The organism is Pseudomonas sp. PGPR N4, assembly GCF_059693665.1.
In genome coordinates this window covers 307477-325944 of sequence record NZ_JCAUKV010000003.1, presented here as the reverse complement: position 1 = coordinate 325944, position 18468 = coordinate 307477, and the positions used below count along the sequence as shown (strand labels likewise).

Here is an 18468-nt window from a genome sequence, read left to right as displayed (position 1 = left end):
AGTTGCGATAAACCGCCACTTGCGACCTGCCGTGGCAAGGGTTGCCCTCGGTGCAACCCTGTTCTGCCGTGCACTATCGTAGCCCGCCCCCGCCCACCTGAGCCTCCTTTGGAGGCACCCTAGCCGGTGTTGCGCAGGCCGGCGGCAATCCCTGCCACAGTGACCAGCAGCGCCTGCTCCAGCGGGCTGTCCAGAGCGGCTTCACGGCTGCGCGAGCGCGCCAGCAGCTCGGCCTGAAGGCGATGCAGCGGGTCCAGATAGGTGTTGCGCAGGCTAATGAATTCGAGGGTCTCAGGGCTGTGTGCGAGTAGCACCGGCTGCCCGGTCAGGCCCAATACCACCTGGCATGACTGCGACAATAGGTCGCGCAGGTGCGCACCCAATGGCAGCAGCTCGGGTTGCACTAGACGTTGGTCGTAGGCCTCGGCAATTTGCGCATCGGCCTTGGCCAGGACCATCTCGAGCATGTCGATGCGGGTGCGGAAGAACGGCCACTGCTCGCGCATCTGCGCCAACAGCTCACCCTGGCCGCGCGCCAAGGCATTGTTCAGGGCGCTTTCCCAACCAAGCCAGGCCGGCAGCATCAGCCGTGTCTGCGTCCAGCCGAAGATCCATGGAATTGCCCGTAGACTTTCGATACCGCCCGCGCGGCGCTTGGCCGGGCGACTGCCCAGCGGCAGGCGGCCCAGCTCCTGCTCGGGAGTCGACTGGCGGAAGTACTCGACGAAGTCAGGGTTCTCGCGCACCACCCCGCGATAGGCCTTGACGCCATCGGCGGCGAGTTGGTCCATCACCTGGCGCCAGGCCGGCTCAGGCAGCGGTGGCGGCAGCAGGGTGGCTTCGAGCACGGCGGCCAGGTACAGGTTGAGGTTCTGCTCGGCGATGCCCGGCAAGCCGAACTTGAAGCGGATCATCTCGCCCTGCTCGGTGGTACGGAAGCGCCCGGCGACCGAGCCGGGTGGCTGCGACAGGATCGCCGCATGGGCCGGGCCACCGCCGCGGCCGACGGTGCCGCCACGGCCGTGGAACAGCAGCAGTTCGACCTGATGCTCGCGGCAGATCTGCACCAGGGTTTCCTGGGCGCGATACTGCGCCCAGGCCGCCGCCGTGGTGCCGGCGTCCTTGGCCGAGTCGGAGTAACCGATCATCACTTCCTGCGGGCCGCGCAGGCCGCTGCGGTAACCCGGCAGGCCGAGCAGCCGTTGCATGACCGGGCCGGCGTTGTCCAGGTCGGCCAGGGTCTCGAACAACGGCACCACGCGCATTGGCCGGGTCAGGCCGGCTTCCTTGAGCAGCAGTTGCACGGCCAGCACATCCGATGCCGCGCCGGCCATGGAGATGACGTATGAGCCAAGTGACGCCGCCGGCGCGGCGGCCACCTCGCGGCAGGTATCGAGGACCTCGGCGGTCTCGGCCTGCGGTTTGAAATGGGCCGGGAGCAACGGCCGGCGATTTTTCAGTTCAGCCTGGAGGAATTCGATGCGCTGCTCTTCATCCCAGTCGGCATAACGGCCAAGGCCGAGGTAGTCGGTGATCTCGCTCATCGCATCGCGATGGCGAGCGGCGTCCTGGCGCACGTCCAGGCGCACCAGGAACAAGCCAAAGGTGACGGCGCGGCGCAGGCAGTCGAGCAGCGGGCCATCGGCGATCACCCCCATGCCGCACTCGTGCAGCGAGCGGTAGCACAGCTCCAGCGGGTCGAGCAGTTGACGGTTGTCGCTGAGTACCTGGGCACCAGGCGGTTGGTTGCTGGTCAGTGCGGCCTGGGCCCAGCTGCGAGTCGCACGCAGGCGCTCGCGCAGCTGCTTGAGCACACTGCGATAGGGTTCAGCGCCCTCGCCTGCCTGTTCGAGCAGTTCAGCACTGGCCTGCTGCATCGACAGTTCGGCGGCCAGGCTATCGATATCACGCAGGAACAGGTCCGCGGCCATCCAGCGCGCCAGCAGCAGCACCTCGCGGGTCACGGCGGCGGTGACGTTGGGGTTGCCATCACGATCACCGCCCATCCACGAGGCGAAACGGACCGGCGCCGACTCCAGCGGCAGGCGCAGGCCGGTTGCCTCGAACAGCGCCTTGTCGACTTTGCGCAGATGGCTGGGCACGGCCTGCCACAGTGAATGTTCGATGACTGCGAAGCCCCATTTGGCTTCGTCCACCGGGGTCGGCCGAGTGCGGCGGATTTCCTCGGTGTGCCAGGCCTCGGCGATCAACCGACGCAGCTTGTCGCGCACCTGCTCGCGCTCGGCGGGGGTCAGGTCGCGGTGATCCTGCACGGCCAATTGCGCGGCGATGGCGTCGTATTTCTGGATCAGGGTGCGCCGCGCGACCTCGGTTGGATGCGCGGTCAGCACCAGTTGGATATCGAGCTTGGCCAACTGCCGAGCGAGGGCATCGTCGCTGTGCCCTTCCTGCTTCAGGCGGGCCAGCAGCTCGGGCAAAACCCGGCTCTCGAACGGCTCGGGCTGGTCGGCAGCGCGGCGGTGGATGAGCTGATACTGCTCGGCGATGTTGGCCAGGTTGAGAAACTGGTTGAAGGCCCGCGCCACCGGCAACAGCTCGTCATCGGCGAGGTCGTCGAGGGTCGAGCTGAGCTGCTCGGCCGCGCCGCGGCGGTCGGCCTTGGCGCTGTGGCGGATGGCTTCGATCTTCTGCAAAAACGCATCGCCATGCTGCTGGCGAATGGTTTCACCCAGCAGTTCCCCCAACAGATGGACATCCTCACGCAAGCGTACATCGATATCGGTCATCAGGCCTTTCTCCAGCGCGGCTCGTCCGCGCATCCATTCAGGAACCAGCAGCCCCAAGAGTGCCCACAGCAGCGCGCTCAAGGCAAGCCTGACACCGCCAAAGCAACTAAAGTTGAGCAGTGCCACTCCCAATCAGTGCATGGCATTACGCCCTATCCAAGCTGCACAGAGGTCATCATGAAAATCCGCGAACTCGCCCAACACTGGGAACAGAACGCCGCAGGCAGCCTGAGCCCGACCAGCCACATCCTGCATCTGGACCTGGAATCGGAGGCGCGCCTGGCCGCGCTGATCGATATGTTCCCCAAACGCACCGCCGAAGAACTGCTCGGCGAACTGGTCGCCTCGGCCCTCGAAGAGCTGGAAGCGAGCTTCCCCTATGTGCAGGGCCGGCAGGTGATTGCCACCGATGAGCAAGGCGACCCCATGTATGAAGACGTAGGCTCTACGCCGCGCTTTCTGGCTCTGTCGCGGCAGCATCTGCAGACGCTCGCAAGCACCGATCAAGACCCTGCCAAATAACGTGCTGACGACCGCGGGGGGGCCCGTGCGCCCCGCCGCAGTTACCCTGCCCTACCCCTGCGCGAGCTGAAAGTTCCGCAGTTTCTCGCTGACCGTTCAGTCAGAAAATACTTGTAACGGCTTGCTATTTTTTTCGGAACTATTCGAAAAACGCTCCAGTCCGAGCCAATAGCCATCACGCTAAAACCCTGCACACAGTGGTAGTGCACAGTTCAGCTGAAGCGCGCACTGTCAGGGAACGAGCGATGGACTGCCACGGACATTGTCATCAGGAGTGATCCAATGGAGCTGACCAACATGAAGAGCCGCACTATGCCAACATCATCCACCCGCATGCATGGCCTGAAACTGGCCGCGCTGGCCCTGGGCAGCACGTTTGTCCTCGCTGGTTGCGCCGGCAAGCCGCCAACCGAGCAGTACGCCGTGACCCAATCTGCGGTCAACGCGGCGGTGAGCTCCGGCGGTACCGAGTTCGCTGCAGTGGAAATGAAAGCGGCGCAGGACAAGTTCAAGAAAGCTGAAATTGCCATGCACGACAAAAAGTACGAAGAAGCCAAGGTGCTCGCCGAGCAGGCTGAGTGGGACGCCCGCGTAGCAGAGCGCAAGGCACAGGCTGCCAAAGCGCAAAAAGCCGTGCAGGACTCCCGCCAAGGCGTCCAGGAACTGCGTGAGGAAGGCCTGCGCAGCGCTGAATAAGCCTGCCCGCCTCCCCCAGCCTTCGTTACTGATTAAAGGAAGAACACTATGCGCAACTACGTCATGATCCCCGCCCTGCTGGCCCTGAGTGTTGGCCTTGCTGCTTGCTCGCATGATCCAAACGCCAACCTCGAGTCTGCTCGCACCAGCTTCTCTGCGCTGCAGAGCGATCCACAGTCGACCAAACTGGCCGCCCTTGAGACCAAGGACGCGCAGGATTGGCTGAACAAGGCCGACAAGGCCTACATGGATCGCGAAGACACCAAGAAAGTCGACCAGCTGGCCTACCTGACCAGCCAGCGCGTTGAAGTCGCCAAGCAGACCATCGCCCTGCGCGCTGCTGAAGGCGAGCTGAAAAACGCTTCTGCGCAACGTGCCCAGGCTCGCCTGGATGCCCGTGACGCCCAGATCAAGAAGCTGCAGGACAGCCTCAACGCCAAACAGACCGACCGTGGCACCCTGGTGACCTTCGGCGACGTGCTGTTTGACTTCAACAAGGCTGAACTGAAGAGCAGCGCCCTGCCCAACGTGACCAAGCTGGCGCAGTTCTTGGCTGAAAACCCAGAGCGTAAAGTGATTGTCGAGGGCTACACCGACAGCGTCGGTTCGGCCAGCTACAACCAGAGCCTGTCCGAGCGTCGTGCTGGCGCTGTGCGCATGGCCCTGGTACGTGCCGGTGTAGATCCAGCGCGTATCGTCTCGCAGGGCTATGGCAAGGAATACCCGGTTGCTGACAACACCAGCAACTCCGGCCGTGCCCAGAACCGTCGTGTGGAAGTAACCATTTCCAACGACAACCAGCCGGTTGCACCGCGTACTGCTGCCAACCAGTAAGGGTTGCCAGCGGGGCTGCCTGGCAGCCCCGTGGCGACAAACAAAAACCGCGTGAAGCCTTTGGGCTCACGCGGTTTTTTTGTGCTCTGCTTTGGCGGGGGATTCAGAATTGCTGGGGCCGAGCAGCGGCCCCAATGCGATTCACTGCACTTGCCGCGGTGTCTCCTCGCCAACACAGCGCACCGCACGCTTGCGGTTGTCGACCAGCACACCGGTCAGGCCCTTCTGCTGCATATCGATCAATACCAACACCCCATCCATGCACTGCGCCACCTGCGCCGCAGGCTCCAGCGAGACCTTGTAATCCTCGCCCGGCACCGTCTTGAGCATGGTGAAGTCCTGCAGCAACAGGGCATCCTCAGGCTTGGCAAAATGCAGGTAGCCGTAATACCAGAGGGCCCCTACCGTCACGATGATGCTACCGACGCCGGTCAGAATCAGCGGGATGGCGTTGCGTTCTTCACTCATTGCTTGTTCTTCTCATCAGGGAAATTAGGCACTTCGGCCAAGCGCCGCAGGCCGTTGAAATGGGTCGGATCATCCAGGAAGCGGATCATCACCTGGCGCCAGGTCGGGTCGGCAAAGGTCTGCACGTGGCCGCCGCGGGTCAGTTGCAACACCCGTGGTGGTGGCGCATGACGGTACAAGTCCAGACCGTTTTCCAGCGGCACCAGGGCATCGTCGATGCTGTGGAAAAACAACTTCGGCGGGCTGTCCAGGCGCTCGATCGAGCGGATCGCGCTGTCGCCGTCGGGCACCAGCCATGACAACGGCACCTGCAGCGGCCAGGTCAGCCAACCGGTACCCAGTGCGTATCGCCCGACCGAGCGATAACTGGCCGGCACGCCATCGAACACCAGCGCACTGAAGCGCTGACGCTGCTCAGGGTGGCCCGCCAGGTAATGAATCGCCATCGCTCCGCCCAGGCTCTGCCCCAGCAGCACCAGTGGTTTGCCCTGCACCTCAGGCGCCCGTTCAAGCCAGCTCATGGCCGCAGCTATGTCTTCGTACACCTCAGGCAGGCTTGGCTTGCCTTCAGACAGGCCATAACCGCGATAGTCGATCATCAACACCTGGTAGCCCTGCTCCGGCAGCCAGTAGCTGCCGCCGAGGTGCCCAGGCAGGTTGCCGCCGTTGCCGTGCAGGTGCAGCACCGTACCCTTGACCTCGACGCCATCCTTGGCCGGCAGCCACCAGCCGTGCAAGTGCACGCCATCACTGGTGGTCAGGGTCACATCGCGATAGGCCAGCTTGGCCCGCTCGGGGGTGAATGCCTGGCCCGGCTCGGGATAGAACAGCAGGCTGCTGCAGCCGCCGAGAGTCAGCGCCAGGGTCAGCGCCAGGCCTTTACAGAATGTTCGCGTAGTCGGCTTCAATGCGATCAAGGCTCAGGTGATTGAGGAAGTTGGAGAAGCACATCCAGGCAGACAGCGCATTCAGGTCGCGGAACTGCTCGGGCAGGTACTTGGGAGGTTCGACAAGGCCTTCTTCGACCAACTGACGCAGGGTGCGCATGTCCTCCAGAGTGGTCTTGCCGCAGAACAACAACGGGATCTGCTCAAGTTTGCCCTTCTTCACCGCCAACTGAATGTAGTTGTAAACCATGATGAAGCCCTTGAGGTAGGACAAGTCCTTGGTGAATGGCAGGCCGTTCGGCACCGAGCCGCGGAATACTCGGCTGGCGTTGCTGTAGCTCTGGCCGATCTCGAAGCCCTGGCCACGGAAGAACTCATACACCTGCATGAAGTCGGCGCCCTGCTCGACCATGTGAATGGCCCGAGTGCGGTTGGTCAGCTTGCGCAGGCGACTCGGGTACGAGGCAAAGGCGATCACTTCCATAAGGATGGCCAGGCCTTCCTGAGTCACAGTCGACGACGGCGGCCCCTTGGCGAGGAAGGTGCAGATCGGCTGGTTAAGCCCGTTGAGCGTGGTACCAACATGCACCAGCCCTTCATGAACCTCCAGCGCACGCACATCACGGCTGTTGAACATGGCATCGGCGCGCACCTTGATGTAGTCGGCGCCCGCCGCTGCATCGGCGACGATACCGTCGGACTCGAACACGCGGATGGTGCCTTCGGCCTCGCCGAACACCGTATTCAGCCGGCGCTGGAGGATATCCACCGCTTGCTTGGCCGTGAGGTTCTTCGGCTCGTCCTTGAGATCGCCGCGGCCATCGATGTTGTTCAGGTAATCAGAAAGCATCAGGCCAAGGTCGGCCAGGGTCGGGTCGCCGGCATGAAACGCATCGGAAGCTGCACCATACAGCTCCTGCGAAATCAGGCCGAAGTCCTCGGTGCCGCGCGCTTCCAGCATGCGCACCACCATGCGGTACTCGCGGCACATGCGCCGCATGATCTGCCCGACCGGGTTGAACTGGCCCAGCTGGCGAGTGATGTCGCGCTCGATGCTCTGAAACTCGGCCTTCAATGCACTCGAATCGAAGCCCAGGGGGCGCGACTGGTAATAGGCGCGGTCCACGGCAGGCGGCTCTTTGCCCTTGCCGTTGATGAAGGCCTGGCGGATGTTGTCGTCCCACTTCACCGCATCGAGCACGCGGATCGGCGTCTGCGCCACGACAATGCGGTCGGACAACGCGCGAATGGTCTGCTGATACTCGTCCACGGCTAATTCCTTGTAGCGGCTATTACTTGCCGACGCGCTGGAAGCGCGCCACTTCGACGAACAGGTCAGAGTTGGCCGGGTCATCCAGGTAGGCCAGCACTCGCTCGGTCGGGCTGTCGATCAACACGCCCGGACCGTTGTCTTCCGGCACCTCGATACTGCGCCCGCTGAGTTCCTTGCGCGTGAGCGCCTCGTGCACCTGATCGACGTCCAGGTTGTACACCACCAGTTCCTTGCCGTCGGCGCTGACCTCGAAGCCGCCAATCAGGAAGTTGCCGCCCAGGCGCTTGGGCACCCCGGCCGACAGGTACCAGCGGCTGCCATGACGGGCCACGGTAAACACGTAGTCTTCAGCCGGCTTGCCTTTGGCTGTGGCCAGCGCCTTGTAGCTGTTGCCAGCCGCGCGGCTGATGCTCAGCTTGAGCGGCTCGCCCCAGGCATCCTTGCTGCTCCACTTGCCCAGCAACGCCTTGGGTGCGGTCTGGTTGGCCGGCAGCGGGTCGCCAAAGGTCACCAGACAACCGCCCAGCATCAGGAATGACAACGTCAACAACACCATACGCCAGGCTTTCATCAGGCTCTCCTAGATAGATCGGTGACAGCGCAAACCGCTCGCAGCTCAGACCGATGCCAGCACCAGGTGCAGGTAGCGGGTAAGAATAGCGAGCATCTGCCCATCGGCCTGCCCGTTCGTTTGTTCAAGCAGGCCTTGATATTCCATCTGCTCGATAATCGCCGTCAACATCTGTGCGTCCTGCTCGGGATGATGCGAGCCGATTACCTGGAGCATCTGCCGCGCGCCTTGCGCGAGGATCCGTTCGTGCGCGCGCACAAGCTCGGCCAGCCGCGGGCAGAGCAAGGCCTCCTGGCGGAAGGCCTGCTCGGCCATGAGAAAGTCACGCCGATTGCTCAGTTGCCGGCTGACGTAGTCGGCGGTCATCCGCGCGATTTCATCGACCAGCCGCGTCCGTGATGCGGCGCTGCCATCGTCCTGCGCGAGCAACTGGCGCAACACCCCTTCACTGGTTGCCCACAGCTTGGCCATGTAGTCGGCGCTGCGCTCGACGTACTGGGCAAAGGTATCGGTGAGCAGGTCTTCGATGTCCTTGAAGTAGTAGGTGGTGGCCGACAGCGGCACACCGGCCTCGGCGGCTACGGCGCGGTGGCGCACGCCGCGCACGCCATCGCGGACGACGATGCGCATCGCTGCATCGAGAATCAGCTGGCGGCGTTGTTCACTGCCCTGGCGGCTGGTCTTGCGCCCTTGGTACTGCACGCTTTCAGCGACGGCGCTGGCTACGCCGGCTGCGCCTTGTTCGGCGATTGCTGGGTTCACGCTGAATACCTCGTGGAATTGATCGTCGTACAGCACTGCTGTCACCCAGCGGCCGAGCCGTGGATGACAGCCAAGAAAAAGCCGCCTCGAAAGGCGGCTTGTTCACAGCACTCAGGCCTGTGGGCGCATATGCGGGAACAGGATCACATCACGGATCGACGGCGAGTTGGTCAGCAACATCACCAGGCGGTCGATACCGATGCCTTCACCGGCAGTCGGCGGCATGCCGTATTCCAGCGCACGGACGAAGTCGGCGTCATAGTGCATGGCTTCGTCATCACCGGCGTCCTTCTCCGCCACTTGGGCCAGGAAGCGCTCGGCCTGGTCTTCGGCATCATTGAGCTCGGAGTAGGCGTTGGCGATTTCGCGGCCACCAATGAACAGCTCGAAGCGGTCGGTGACGTTCGGGTTGGCGTCGTTGCGGCGGGCCAGCGGCGACACTTCGAACGGGTACTCGGTAATGAAGTGCGGCTGCTCCAGTTTGTGCTCGACCAGCTCTTCGAAAATCATCACCTGCAGCTTGCCCAGGCCTTCGTGGCCGAGCACCTTGGCACCTGCCTGCTTGGCAATCGCGCGGGCCTTGTCGACGTCCTGCAGGTCGGCGGCGGTCAGCTCGGGGTTGTACTTGAGGATCGAGTCGAACACCGACAGGCGCACGAACGGCTCGCCGAAGTGGAACACCTTGTCGCCGTAAGGCACGTCGGTGCTGCCCAGCACCAGCTGCGCCAGCTCGCGGAACAGCTCTTCGGTGAGGTCCATGTTGTCTTCGTAGTCGGCGTAGGCCTGGTAGAACTCGAGCATGGTGAACTCGGGGTTGTGCCGGGTCGAAACACCTTCGTTACGGAAGTTGCGGTTGATCTCGAAGACCTTCTCGAAACCACCCACGACCAGACGCTTGAGGTACAGCTCAGGCGCGATCCGCAGGAACATCTGCATGTCCAGCGCGTTGTGGTGGGTTTCGAAGGGCTTGGCCGCCGCGCCGCCTGGGATGGTCTGCAGCATCGGCGTTTCCACTTCGAGGAAGTCGCGCTTGGCAAGGAAGCTGCGGATGTGCGAGATCACCTGCGAACGCACACGGAAGGTGTGGCGGGTCTCTTCGTTGACCATCAGGTCAACGTAGCGCTGGCGATAGCGCTGCTCGGTGTCGGTCAGGCCGTGGTGCTTGTCCGGCAACGGACGCAGCGATTTGGTCAGCAGACGCACGCTGGTCATCTCGACGTACAGGTCGCCCTTGCCGGAACGCGCCAGGGTGCCTTCGGCGGCAATGATGTCGCCCAGGTCCCAGCTCTTGACCGCAGCCAGGGTCTCTTCCGGCAGGGTCTTGCGGTTGACGTAGACCTGGATGCGCCCGGTCATGTCCTGGATAACCATGAACGAGCCACGGTTGAGCATGATACGACCGGCAACCTTGACCGGGATCGCTGCAGCTTCCAGCTCTTCCTTGGTCTTGTCGACATACTGCTTCTGCAGATCGCTGCAGTAGCTGTCGCGACGGAAGTCGTTGGGGAAGGCCTGGCCCTTGGCACGCTCGGCGGCAAGCTTTTCCTTGCGCAGCGCGATCAGGGTGTTTTCTTCCTGTTGCAGGTCTTGCGGGTCGAGTTTGAGATCGCTCATGTCGTCAGATTTTCCATCAAGGATTCATTGCCCTCGCCCGCAGGCGAGGGTCTTGCAGCTCAGCAGCCGAGAAGTTACAGGCCTTGCTTGAGGCTCGCTTCGAGGTATTCGTCGATATCGCCGTCCAGCACCTTGTCACAGTCGCTGCGTTCGATGTTGGTGCGCAGGTCTTTGATTCGCGACGCGTCGAGCACGTACGAGCGAATCTGGTGACCCCAGCCGATGTCCGACTTGCTGTCTTCCAGAGCCTGCGAGGCTGCGCTGCGCTTTTGCATTTCCAGCTCGTACAACTTGGCCCGCAGCATTTTCATGGCGGTGTCCTTGTTGGCGTGCTGAGAACGTTCGTTCTGGCAGCTGACCACGGTGTTGGTCGGCACGTGAGTGATCCGGACCGCCGAGTCGGTGGTGTTGACGTGCTGACCACCGGCACCCGAGGAGCGGTAGGTGTCGATACGCAGGTCGGACGGGTTGATGTCGATCTCGACCTTGTCGTCGATCTCGGGCGAGACGAACACAGCCGAGAACGAGGTATGACGACGCGCGCCGGAGTCGAACGGGCTCTTGCGCACCAGGCGATGAACGCCAATCTCGGTACGCAACCAGCCGAACGCGTACTCGCCCTTGATGTGCACGGTGGCGCCTTTGATGCCGGCGACTTCACCTTCGGACAGCTCCATGATGGTGGCGTCGAAGCCACGCTTGGAGGCCCAGCGCAGGTACATGCGCAGGAGGATGTTGGCCCAGTCCTGTGCTTCGGTACCGCCGGAACCGGCCTGGATATCCAGGTAGGCGTTGTTCATGTCCATCTCGCCGCTGAACATGCGACGGAATTCCAGCTTGGCCAGGGACTCTTCGAGACCTTCGAGCACCTCGACAACGTCGTTGACCGCCGCTTCGTCGTTTTCTTCGACGGCCATGTCGAGCAGCTCGCGCGAATCGGCCAGGCCACTGGACATCTCGTCCAGGGTGCCGACGATCTGCGCCAGCATGGCGCGCTCGCGGCCCAGCTCCTGGGCGTACTCGGGTTTGTTCCACACGGCCGGGTCTTCCAGCTCGCGGTTGACTTCGATCAGGCGCTCAGCTTTCAGATCGTAGTCAAAGATACCCCCGAATCGATTCGGAACGTTCGGTGAGGTCTTTGATGGTGTTGAGGATCGGTTGGATTTCCATTGGGCAGGCTACTCGCGCGAATTCGGTGAAAAGCCGGTGAGTATAAACCAGTCCGAGCCACGGCGGCAGACCCGCCGGGCAGGCGCAAAGCGCTTATCAGGCAATACCGGCCTGATTGCGCCCATTATTCTTGGCCAGGTACAGGCCCTTGTCGGCGGCCGAGATCAGTTGCCGGCAATGGCTACCGATGGCCGGGGTCAAGGTAGCGATGCCCAGGCTCACGGTCAGCCGCGCATCGGCCTCGGGTGCGGTGTGGGCAATGCCCAGGCCGTAGACCGACTGGCGCAGTTTTTCGGCAATCAGACGGGCGCCACCCGGCGAGGTGTTAGGCAGCACCAGGGCGAACTCTTCGCCGCCGTAGCGCGCCGGCAGGTCGCTTGGCCGTGAGCATGAATTGCGAATCGCTGCAGCCACCTGGCGCAGCGCCTCGTCACCGGCCAGGTGGCCGAAGCTGTCGTTGAAGGCCTTGAAGTAGTCGACGTCGATCATCAACAGCGACAGCTGCTGCTGCTCACGCATGGCCCGGCGCCACTCCAGTTCCAGGTACTCGTCGAAGTGGCGGCGGTTGGACAAGCCGGTCAAGCCATCGGAGTTCATCAGGCTCTGCAGCATCAAATTGGTGTCGAGCAGTTGCTGCTGGCTGACGCGCAGTGCGCGATACGCCTCGTCGCGCTGCAACAGGGTCATATAGGAGCGCGAGTGGTAACGAATTCGCGCCACCAGTTCGATGGTGTCCGGCAGCTTGACCAGGTAATCATTGGCCCCGGCGGCAAACGCGGCGCTCTTGACCAACGGGTCTTCCTTGGTAGACAGGACGATGATCGGGATGTCCTGGGTGGCCGGGTGGTTGCGGTATTCGCGCACCAGGGTGAGGCCATCCAGGCCCGGCATGATCAGGTCCTGGAGGATCACCGTCGGCTTGATGCGCATGGCCTGGGCGATGGCCTGATGCGGATCGGCACAGAAGTGGAAGTCGATATTCTCTTCATGGGCCAGCCCACGCCGCACCGCTTCGCCGATCATTGCCTGATCGTCCACCAGCAGCACCATCGCCGAGTTTTCGTTGGCGGTCACAAGACCTGCGCTTGGTAGATCAATCATGCCTGTTCACCTGATCACGACCGTCCAGGCGGTGTGACTCAATTGCTGATGTCATTTGGTAAAAAACTCCGTCAATCGCCCGGCAATGCGCTCGAGCGGGCGGATCTCCATCGCTGCATCAATCGCCGCAGCGGCCTTGGGCATGCCATATACAGCACTGCTCTGCTGGTCCTGGGCAAGGGTCAAAAAGCCCTGCTGGCGCATCATCTTCAAACCCTGGGCGCCATCGCGGCCCATCCCGGTGAGCAGAACGCCCACGCCGGGCGCATTCCAATGGCGTGCCACGCTCTCGAAAAACACATCGATCGAGGGTCGGTAGATTTCATTGACCGGCTCGGCGGTGTAGGCGAGCTGGCCGTTTTTCAGCAAGCGGATATGGTGGTTGGTGCCTGCCAGCAATACCTGCCCGGCCTGCGGCGGCTCGCCTTCGCGGGCAAGCCGTACGACCTGGCCGCAGGTACTGCTGAGCCAGTCGGCCATACCTGCGGCAAACACTTGGTCAACATGCTGCACCAGCACGATGGCCGCCGGAAACTGCTTCGGCAGGCCCTTGAGCAAAACTTCAAGCGCGGCCGGGCCGCCAGCAGACGAACCAATCGCCACCAGGCCGGTACGCTGCGAGACTTCGCGCACAGCGGTGGGCACGCTGCTTGGCGCCGAAGTGCGCTGCTGACCGATCAGCCAGCCGATATTGAGGATCTTGCGCAACAATGGCGCGGCCGCTTCGCGCGGATCACCCGCGCCCAGCGCCGGCGTATCGACCACGTCCAGCGCGCCGTGGCCCATGGCCTCGAACACGCGGTGCACGTTCTGCTTGCGGTCGACCGTGACGATGACGATAGCGCAGGGCGTTACCGCCATGATTCGCCGGGTTGCCTCGACGCCGTCCATCACCGGCATGATCAGGTCCATGAGGATCAGGTCCGGGATCTGTGCGGCGCAGCGCTCGACCGCCTCCTGGCCATTGCCGGCGACCCAGATCAGCTCATGCGCCGGCTCCAGCGCAAGCGCCCGGCGCAGCGCCTCGACGGCCAGGGGCATGTCGTTGACGATGGCAATTTTCATCCTTGTGCACCTCCGATCAACTCGACCACTGCATCCAGCAACGCGTCATCGTGGAAGCTGGCCTTTGCCAAATAGTAGTCGGCGCCGGCATCCAGGCCACGCCGGCGGTCTTCTTCACGGTCCTTGTACGACACCACCATCACCGGCAAGCCTTGCAGGCGCTGGTCGCGGCGCACCAGGGTGACCAGCTCGATGCCGTCCATGCGCGGCATGTCGATGTCGGTGATCAGCAGGTCGAAGTCATCGCCGCGCAGGGCGTTCCAGCCGTCCATACCATCCACCGCAACGGCCACGTCGTAGCCGCGATTGCTTAGTAGCTTGCGTTGCAGCTCACGCACCGTCAGCGAGTCGTCCACCACCAGCACGCGCTTGCGGCTGACGCCCTTGGCACTGGCGCCGTTGCGTTCGATGCGCTCCAGGCGGCCGGTAGTCAGCAGCTTTTCCACCGAGCGCAGCAGGTCTTCGACGTCGACGATCAGTACCACCGAGCCATCGTCGAGCAACGCTCCGGCAGAGATATCCTGAACCTTGCCCAGGCGCGCATCGAGCGGCATGACCACCAGCACGCGCTCGCCGATCAGGCGCTCGACGGCAATCCCGTAGAGCTGCTCGCGCTCGCGAATGACCACAACCCGCAGGCTGCGCTCATCGCCCTGCCCTTGCGGGCGATTGAGCAACTGATTGGCCGAGACCAGACCGATATGGCGCTGCTCGTGCCAGAAGTGTTGACGCCCTTCGATCTGGACGATGGCCTCGGCGGGCACGTCAAGGGTGCGCTCGATATGCGCCAGCGGAAAGGCATACGCCTCGCCGCCGACCTCAACCACCAGGCTGCGCACCACCGACAAGGTCAGCGGCACCTGCAGATGGAAGCAACAGCCTTGGCCAGCAACCTGGGTCAGCTCGATCGAGCCGCGCAGCTCGCGCACCATATGCTGCACTGCGTCCAACCCCACCCCGCGACCGGATACCTCGGTGACCCGATCGCGCATGCTGAAACCGGGCAGGAACAGGAACGTCAGCAGCTCGGCTTCGCTCATCTGCGCCACGGTCTCGGCCGGTGACAAGGCCCGTTCGGCAATGCTGCAGCGCAGCTGTTCAAGGTCGATGCCGGCGCCATCGTCACTCAGCTCGACAATCAGCATCCCAGCCTGGTGGGATGCACGCAGGCGGATCACGCCATCGCTGGGCTTGCCCGCCAACAGGCGTCGTTCGGGCAGTTCGATGCCATGGTCGACGGCGTTGCGCAGCAGGTGAATCAGCGGGGCTTCGAGTTTTTCCAGGACATCGCGATCGACCTGGGTTTTCTCGCCCTCGATCTGCAACTGCACCTGTTTGCCCAACGAGCGGCCCAGATCGCGGACCATCCGGCTCTGCCCGGTAAGCACGTCGGCGAATGGCCGCATGCGGCAGGCCAGCGCCGTGTCATACAAGTTTTGCGCGCGCTGGCTGGCTTGCCAGCCGAACTCGTCGAGCTCGGCTGCTTGCTGTTGCAGGATGGCCTGGGTTTCGCCGAGCAGGCGTTGGGTCTGGGCCAGCGCATCGAGTACTTCAGGGCTCTGGCCGCTGCTCTCAAGCTGGCTCTTCAGCCCGTCGAGGGCACGCATGCCCTGCCCGTGCATGCGCTTGAGCCGCTGCAGGCTGGCCAGGTAGGGCTTGAGCCGCTGGGTTTCCACCAGCGACTTGCTGGACAGGTCGAGCAGGCTGTTCAAGCGATCCGCCGTCACCCGCAATACTCGCTCGCCGGTCTGGCTGCTGCGTTTGCCTGGCCGCGGTGCAGGCTCGACATCGGCTTGCGCCTGGGCGGCCAGCGCGGGTACTTCAGCGCTGGCCACCGACGGCGCGGCCAGCAACGCCTCACTCACTGCTGCAGCAACCAACTGCGGCGCCGCACTGAAAGCGGCAGCGGGGTCGAGCAACGCCGTCATCTGCGCGACAAAGCCCGGCACTGCCAGCTCACCGGCGGCATCGCCCGGCGTAGCGATGCGCATCAGCAGGTCGGTGCCTTGCAGCAAGGCATCGATGTGTTCGCCACGCAAACGTAGCCGACCTTCCTGGGCCGCGACCAGGCAGTCTTCCATGACGTGGGCGACGCTCACCCCGGCGTCGACGCCGACGATCCGCGCCGCGCCTTTGAGCGAGTGCGCGGCACGCATGCAGGCTTCGAGCTGATCGGCCTGGGTCGGGTTGCGCTCGAGCGCAATCAGGCCAGTGTTGAGCACCTGGGTCTGGGCTTCGGCCTCCAGGCTGAACAGCTCCAGCAAAGACGCATCACGCATTTGCTCAGGGGTCATGACAGGCTCCGCTTGACAGCCGATAGCAAGTGGGTCGAATCCAGTACGCGCACGCTGCGCCCGCGCCACTGCAGCACGGCGGCAGTGAAGCGCGCAGTGTCCTGGCCGTCTTCACAGGCATCGATATCAAGCCGATGAATGCCATCGACTTCATCCACTGGAGCAACTACCGGCCCGCCTTCGGCGGCCAGAATCAGCATGCGTGGCATTACCCGACCATTGATGGGGCTGGCCGGCAGGCTGTCGGCCCCCAGCAGCGCGGCCAGTGACAGGCACGGCACCAGGGCGCCGCGCACATTGGCTACACCTTGCAGTACCCGCGAGCGCTGATGCGGCAGGGAATGCACGGATTGCACCGGAGCGATCTCGGCGAGGCTGGCAGTCGCCAGCGCCAGCCATTCTTCACCCAGGCGGAACACCAGCATCGAACGCCCGGTGCATTCGGTCAGCGGCGCGGCGGCGACAGGCTCTTGGTCCTGCTGCAGGGCGTAGCGATCGAGCAGGCGCGTGGCGGCTGCGGCATGCACTTCGCAGTTGCGGCAGTGAATATGCTGTTCAAGCAAAGGGCATTGTTTGTTGCCATGCACGCCGATGCGATTCCAGCAGTCGTCGATCGGCGCGTGGTCTTCGCTGACCAGCAGCAGCTCATGAATCTCGCTCATCGTTGCGGCTCCCGACCGGCACGCGCGGCGCGTTCCTGCAGACGCCGCGCACCGGCCTCATCGCCTTGTGCGGCGAGCAGCGTGGCCAGTTGCAGCAGCGCCTCGGGGTGTTGCGGCTCAAGGTACACGGCCTTGCGGTAATGGATAATGGCGTTGTGGCTGTCGCCTGCGGTGTCGCTGAGCAGGCCCAGCCAGTAGTACAGCTGCGCCTTGGGTTCGAACTGGCGCAGGTAGCGCTCGCAACTGGCCAGCGCGGCCTGACTGTCGCCGGCGTTGGCCTGGCGGGCGATTTGCGCCAGCAGCTCGCTCTCGCCGGCCTGCCCGGCAGTGGCCACTATCGACGGGGCGGGCGCTGGGCGCACTTGCCGCGGCGCTGGCGGCACGCTACGCGGCGCTGGCGGCACGCTACGCGGCACAGGCGGCTGGCTCCATGGCGCAGACGCCAGGGCCGGCCGTGCAGGCGTCGGGGTAACTACGGGCACGGCTTGTTCCGGCTGGCGCACATAGGCGAACGACTGCGGGATGCCCAATGGCCGCATGCCCAGGCGCGCCAACAGGCTGCCTTCGGCGGGGCCAATGAACAGCACACCCTGGGCATGCAGCAATTGCTTGAGCACCGCAAACACCCGGTGCTGGGTGGGCACGTCGAAGTAGATCAGCAGGTTGCGACAGAACACGAAGTCATAATGCCCGTTGCGACTAGCCAGGGCTGGATCAAGCACGTTGCCGACCTGCAGATCGACCTGGTGGCAGACTCGCTCATGCAACTGATGGCCCTCACCGGTAGCGCTGAAATGCCGCTCGCGAAAGGCCACATCACTGCCACGAAAGGAATTGCGCCCGTACAGCGCCTGGCGTCCACGGGCGACCGAGTTGGGGCTGATGTCCAGCCCATCGACACTGAACGCGGCGGCGCTCATGCCGCTGTCGAGCAGCGCCATGGCAATCGAATACGGCTCTTCGCCGGTCGAGCACGGCAGGCTGAGGATGCGCAGCGGCCGCACACCGGCCAGTTCGGCCAAGCGCTTGTGCGCGAGGCCGGCCAACGCGGCAAACGACTCGGGATAACGGAAAAACCAGGTTTCCGGGACGATCACCGCCTCGATCAGCGCTTGCTGTTCAGCCGTCGATTGCTGCAGCAGCAGCCAGTAATCGTTCAAGTCGTGGGCTGCCAGCGCAGCACTGCGCTGACGCAGGGCACGCTCGACCATGGGCACTCCGACCGACTCGACATCCAGGCCGATGCGCTCTTGCAAGAATCGAAAAAACTGCTGTTCGATCATGCCGGCACCTGCGCTGGCGCATCCGGGAACAGCAAGCGACGGACCTCGTCACTGAGCAACTGGTCGATCTCGATGCGCTGCAACATGCCCTGGGCATCCTGGCGCACCGGGCCCAGATAGGGCGCCTCGCCGTTGTCCAGCCCATACGGCTGGAACTCGTCAGGCTGGCAGCGCAGGGTCTCGGTGGCCTGCTCGAGGATCAAACCCAGGTGCAGCGTGATAGCGCTGGCAGCCGGGTGATAACGCACCACCACCAGCCGCGTGCTGGTGCGTGCTGCGGCCGGCCTGGCAAAGCTCAGCGCGGCCAGGTCGATCACCGGGATCAGCGCACCACGATGGCTGAGAATCCCCCGCACCCACCCCGGGGCCTGAGCGATAGGCTTGAGCGTACGCAGCGCCAGCACTTCCACCACCTCACGCACATCCAGGGCGAAGCGCTGGTCGTTGAGGCGAAACTGCAGGTACAGCACGCCTTTGCCGGAGCCGGCTGTGGGTTCGCGCTGAGGCAGATCCTTGATT

17 protein-coding genes are annotated in these 18468 nt (G+C 63.6%); 3 read left to right on the top strand and 14 right to left on the bottom strand.

What is annotated here, in order from left to right:
• Positions 1–119 precede the first annotated feature (119 nt).
• Positions 120–2747 (bottom strand): phosphoenolpyruvate carboxylase, encoded by a 2628-nt coding sequence (ppc, locus tag AC58X1_RS15250; RefSeq protein ID WP_497429181.1) that lies wholly within the window; start codon positions 2745–2747, stop codon positions 120–122.
• A 177-nt stretch (positions 2748–2924) separates the two neighbouring features.
• On the opposite strand from ppc, the gene AC58X1_RS15245 reads away from it, so the two are divergent.
• From AC58X1_RS15245 to lptF, 3 genes are all read left to right on the top strand, one after another.
• Positions 2925–3269 carry a pilin assembly protein gene (locus tag AC58X1_RS15245; RefSeq protein ID WP_103436297.1) on the top strand — a complete coding sequence of 115 codons (345 nt, stop codon included), beginning with the start codon at positions 2925–2927 and terminating at the stop codon, positions 3267–3269.
• A gap of 282 nt (positions 3270–3551) precedes the next feature.
• Positions 3552–3965 carry a DUF4398 domain-containing protein gene (locus AC58X1_RS15240; RefSeq protein WP_101317168.1) on the top strand — a complete coding sequence of 138 codons (414 nt, stop codon included), beginning with the start codon at positions 3552–3554 and terminating at the stop codon, positions 3963–3965.
• Between the two features lie 48 nt (positions 3966–4013).
• On the top strand, positions 4014–4799 hold the full coding sequence (gene lptF, locus AC58X1_RS15235) for a lipotoxin F family OmpA-related lipoprotein LptF (protein ID WP_101317166.1): 786 nt from the start codon (positions 4014–4016) through the stop codon (positions 4797–4799).
• A 141-nt stretch (positions 4800–4940) separates the two neighbouring features.
• On the opposite strand, the gene AC58X1_RS15230 is transcribed toward lptF, so the two are convergent.
• The 13 genes from AC58X1_RS15230 to AC58X1_RS15170 all read right to left on the bottom strand — a co-directional run bounded on the left by AC58X1_RS15230 (position 4941) and on the right by AC58X1_RS15170 (position 18467).
• Positions 4941–5267 carry a PA3694 family proteiin gene (locus tag AC58X1_RS15230; RefSeq protein ID WP_101317164.1) on the bottom strand — a complete coding sequence of 109 codons (327 nt, stop codon included), beginning with the start codon at positions 5265–5267 and terminating at the stop codon, positions 4941–4943.
• Positions 5264–6175 carry an alpha/beta hydrolase gene (locus AC58X1_RS15225; protein ID WP_497429180.1) on the bottom strand — a complete coding sequence of 304 codons (912 nt, stop codon included), beginning with the start codon at positions 6173–6175 and terminating at the stop codon, positions 5264–5266. The genes AC58X1_RS15230 and AC58X1_RS15225 overlap by 4 nt, the downstream gene beginning before the upstream one ends.
• Positions 6147–7424: a flavohemoglobin expression-modulating QEGLA motif protein gene (locus AC58X1_RS15220; protein WP_101317158.1), complete on the bottom strand. Its 1278-nt coding sequence runs from the start codon at positions 7422–7424 to the stop codon at positions 6147–6149. Before AC58X1_RS15220 ends, AC58X1_RS15225 begins: the two co-directional genes overlap by 29 nt.
• Before the next feature lie 22 nt (positions 7425–7446).
• Positions 7447–7998, bottom strand: a complete 552-nt coding sequence (locus tag AC58X1_RS15215) for a hypothetical protein (protein WP_101317156.1) — start codon at positions 7996–7998, stop codon at positions 7447–7449.
• Positions 7999–8043: 45 nt separating this feature from the next.
• Positions 8044–8748: a TetR/AcrR family transcriptional regulator gene (locus AC58X1_RS15210; RefSeq protein ID WP_101322957.1), complete on the bottom strand. Its 705-nt coding sequence runs from the start codon at positions 8746–8748 to the stop codon at positions 8044–8046.
• A 123-nt stretch (positions 8749–8871) separates the two neighbouring features.
• Entirely contained in the window at positions 8872–10374 is a 1503-nt protein-coding gene (gene lysS, locus AC58X1_RS15205) for a lysine--tRNA ligase (RefSeq protein ID WP_497429062.1), read from the bottom strand.
• Between the two features lie 74 nt (positions 10375–10448).
• Positions 10449–11544 (bottom strand): peptide chain release factor 2 gene (gene prfB / locus AC58X1_RS15200; RefSeq protein WP_101317151.1). Its coding sequence is split into 2 segments (ribosomal slippage): positions 10449–11471 and positions 11473–11544, totalling 1095 coding nucleotides; the frame shifts between segments, so codons are not numbered across the junction.
• Positions 11545–11640: 96 nt separating this feature from the next.
• Positions 11641–12645, bottom strand: a complete 1005-nt coding sequence (locus AC58X1_RS15195; protein ID WP_101317149.1) for a response regulator — start codon at positions 12643–12645, stop codon at positions 11641–11643.
• A gap of 51 nt (positions 12646–12696) precedes the next feature.
• Complete coding sequence (locus AC58X1_RS15190; protein ID WP_101317146.1) at positions 12697–13710, bottom strand: chemotaxis response regulator protein-glutamate methylesterase; 1014 nt, start codon at positions 13708–13710, stop codon at positions 12697–12699.
• Positions 13707–16004, bottom strand: a complete 2298-nt coding sequence (locus tag AC58X1_RS15185) for a hybrid sensor histidine kinase/response regulator (RefSeq protein ID WP_312391775.1) — start codon at positions 16002–16004, stop codon at positions 13707–13709. Before AC58X1_RS15185 ends, AC58X1_RS15190 begins: the two co-directional genes overlap by 4 nt.
• Positions 16001–16666, bottom strand: coding sequence for a chemotaxis protein CheW (locus AC58X1_RS15180; RefSeq protein ID WP_150571530.1), 666 nt, complete (start codon positions 16664–16666; stop codon positions 16001–16003). The genes AC58X1_RS15185 and AC58X1_RS15180 overlap by 4 nt, the downstream gene beginning before the upstream one ends.
• Positions 16663–17949: a CheR family methyltransferase gene (locus AC58X1_RS15175; RefSeq protein WP_497429061.1), complete on the bottom strand. Its 1287-nt coding sequence runs from the start codon at positions 17947–17949 to the stop codon at positions 16663–16665. Before AC58X1_RS15175 ends, AC58X1_RS15180 begins: the two co-directional genes overlap by 4 nt.
• Positions 17946–18467 (bottom strand): chemotaxis protein CheW, encoded by a 522-nt coding sequence (locus AC58X1_RS15170; RefSeq protein WP_375139946.1) that lies wholly within the window; start codon positions 18465–18467, stop codon positions 17946–17948. Before AC58X1_RS15170 ends, AC58X1_RS15175 begins: the two co-directional genes overlap by 4 nt.
• Position 18468 lies beyond the last annotated feature (1 nt).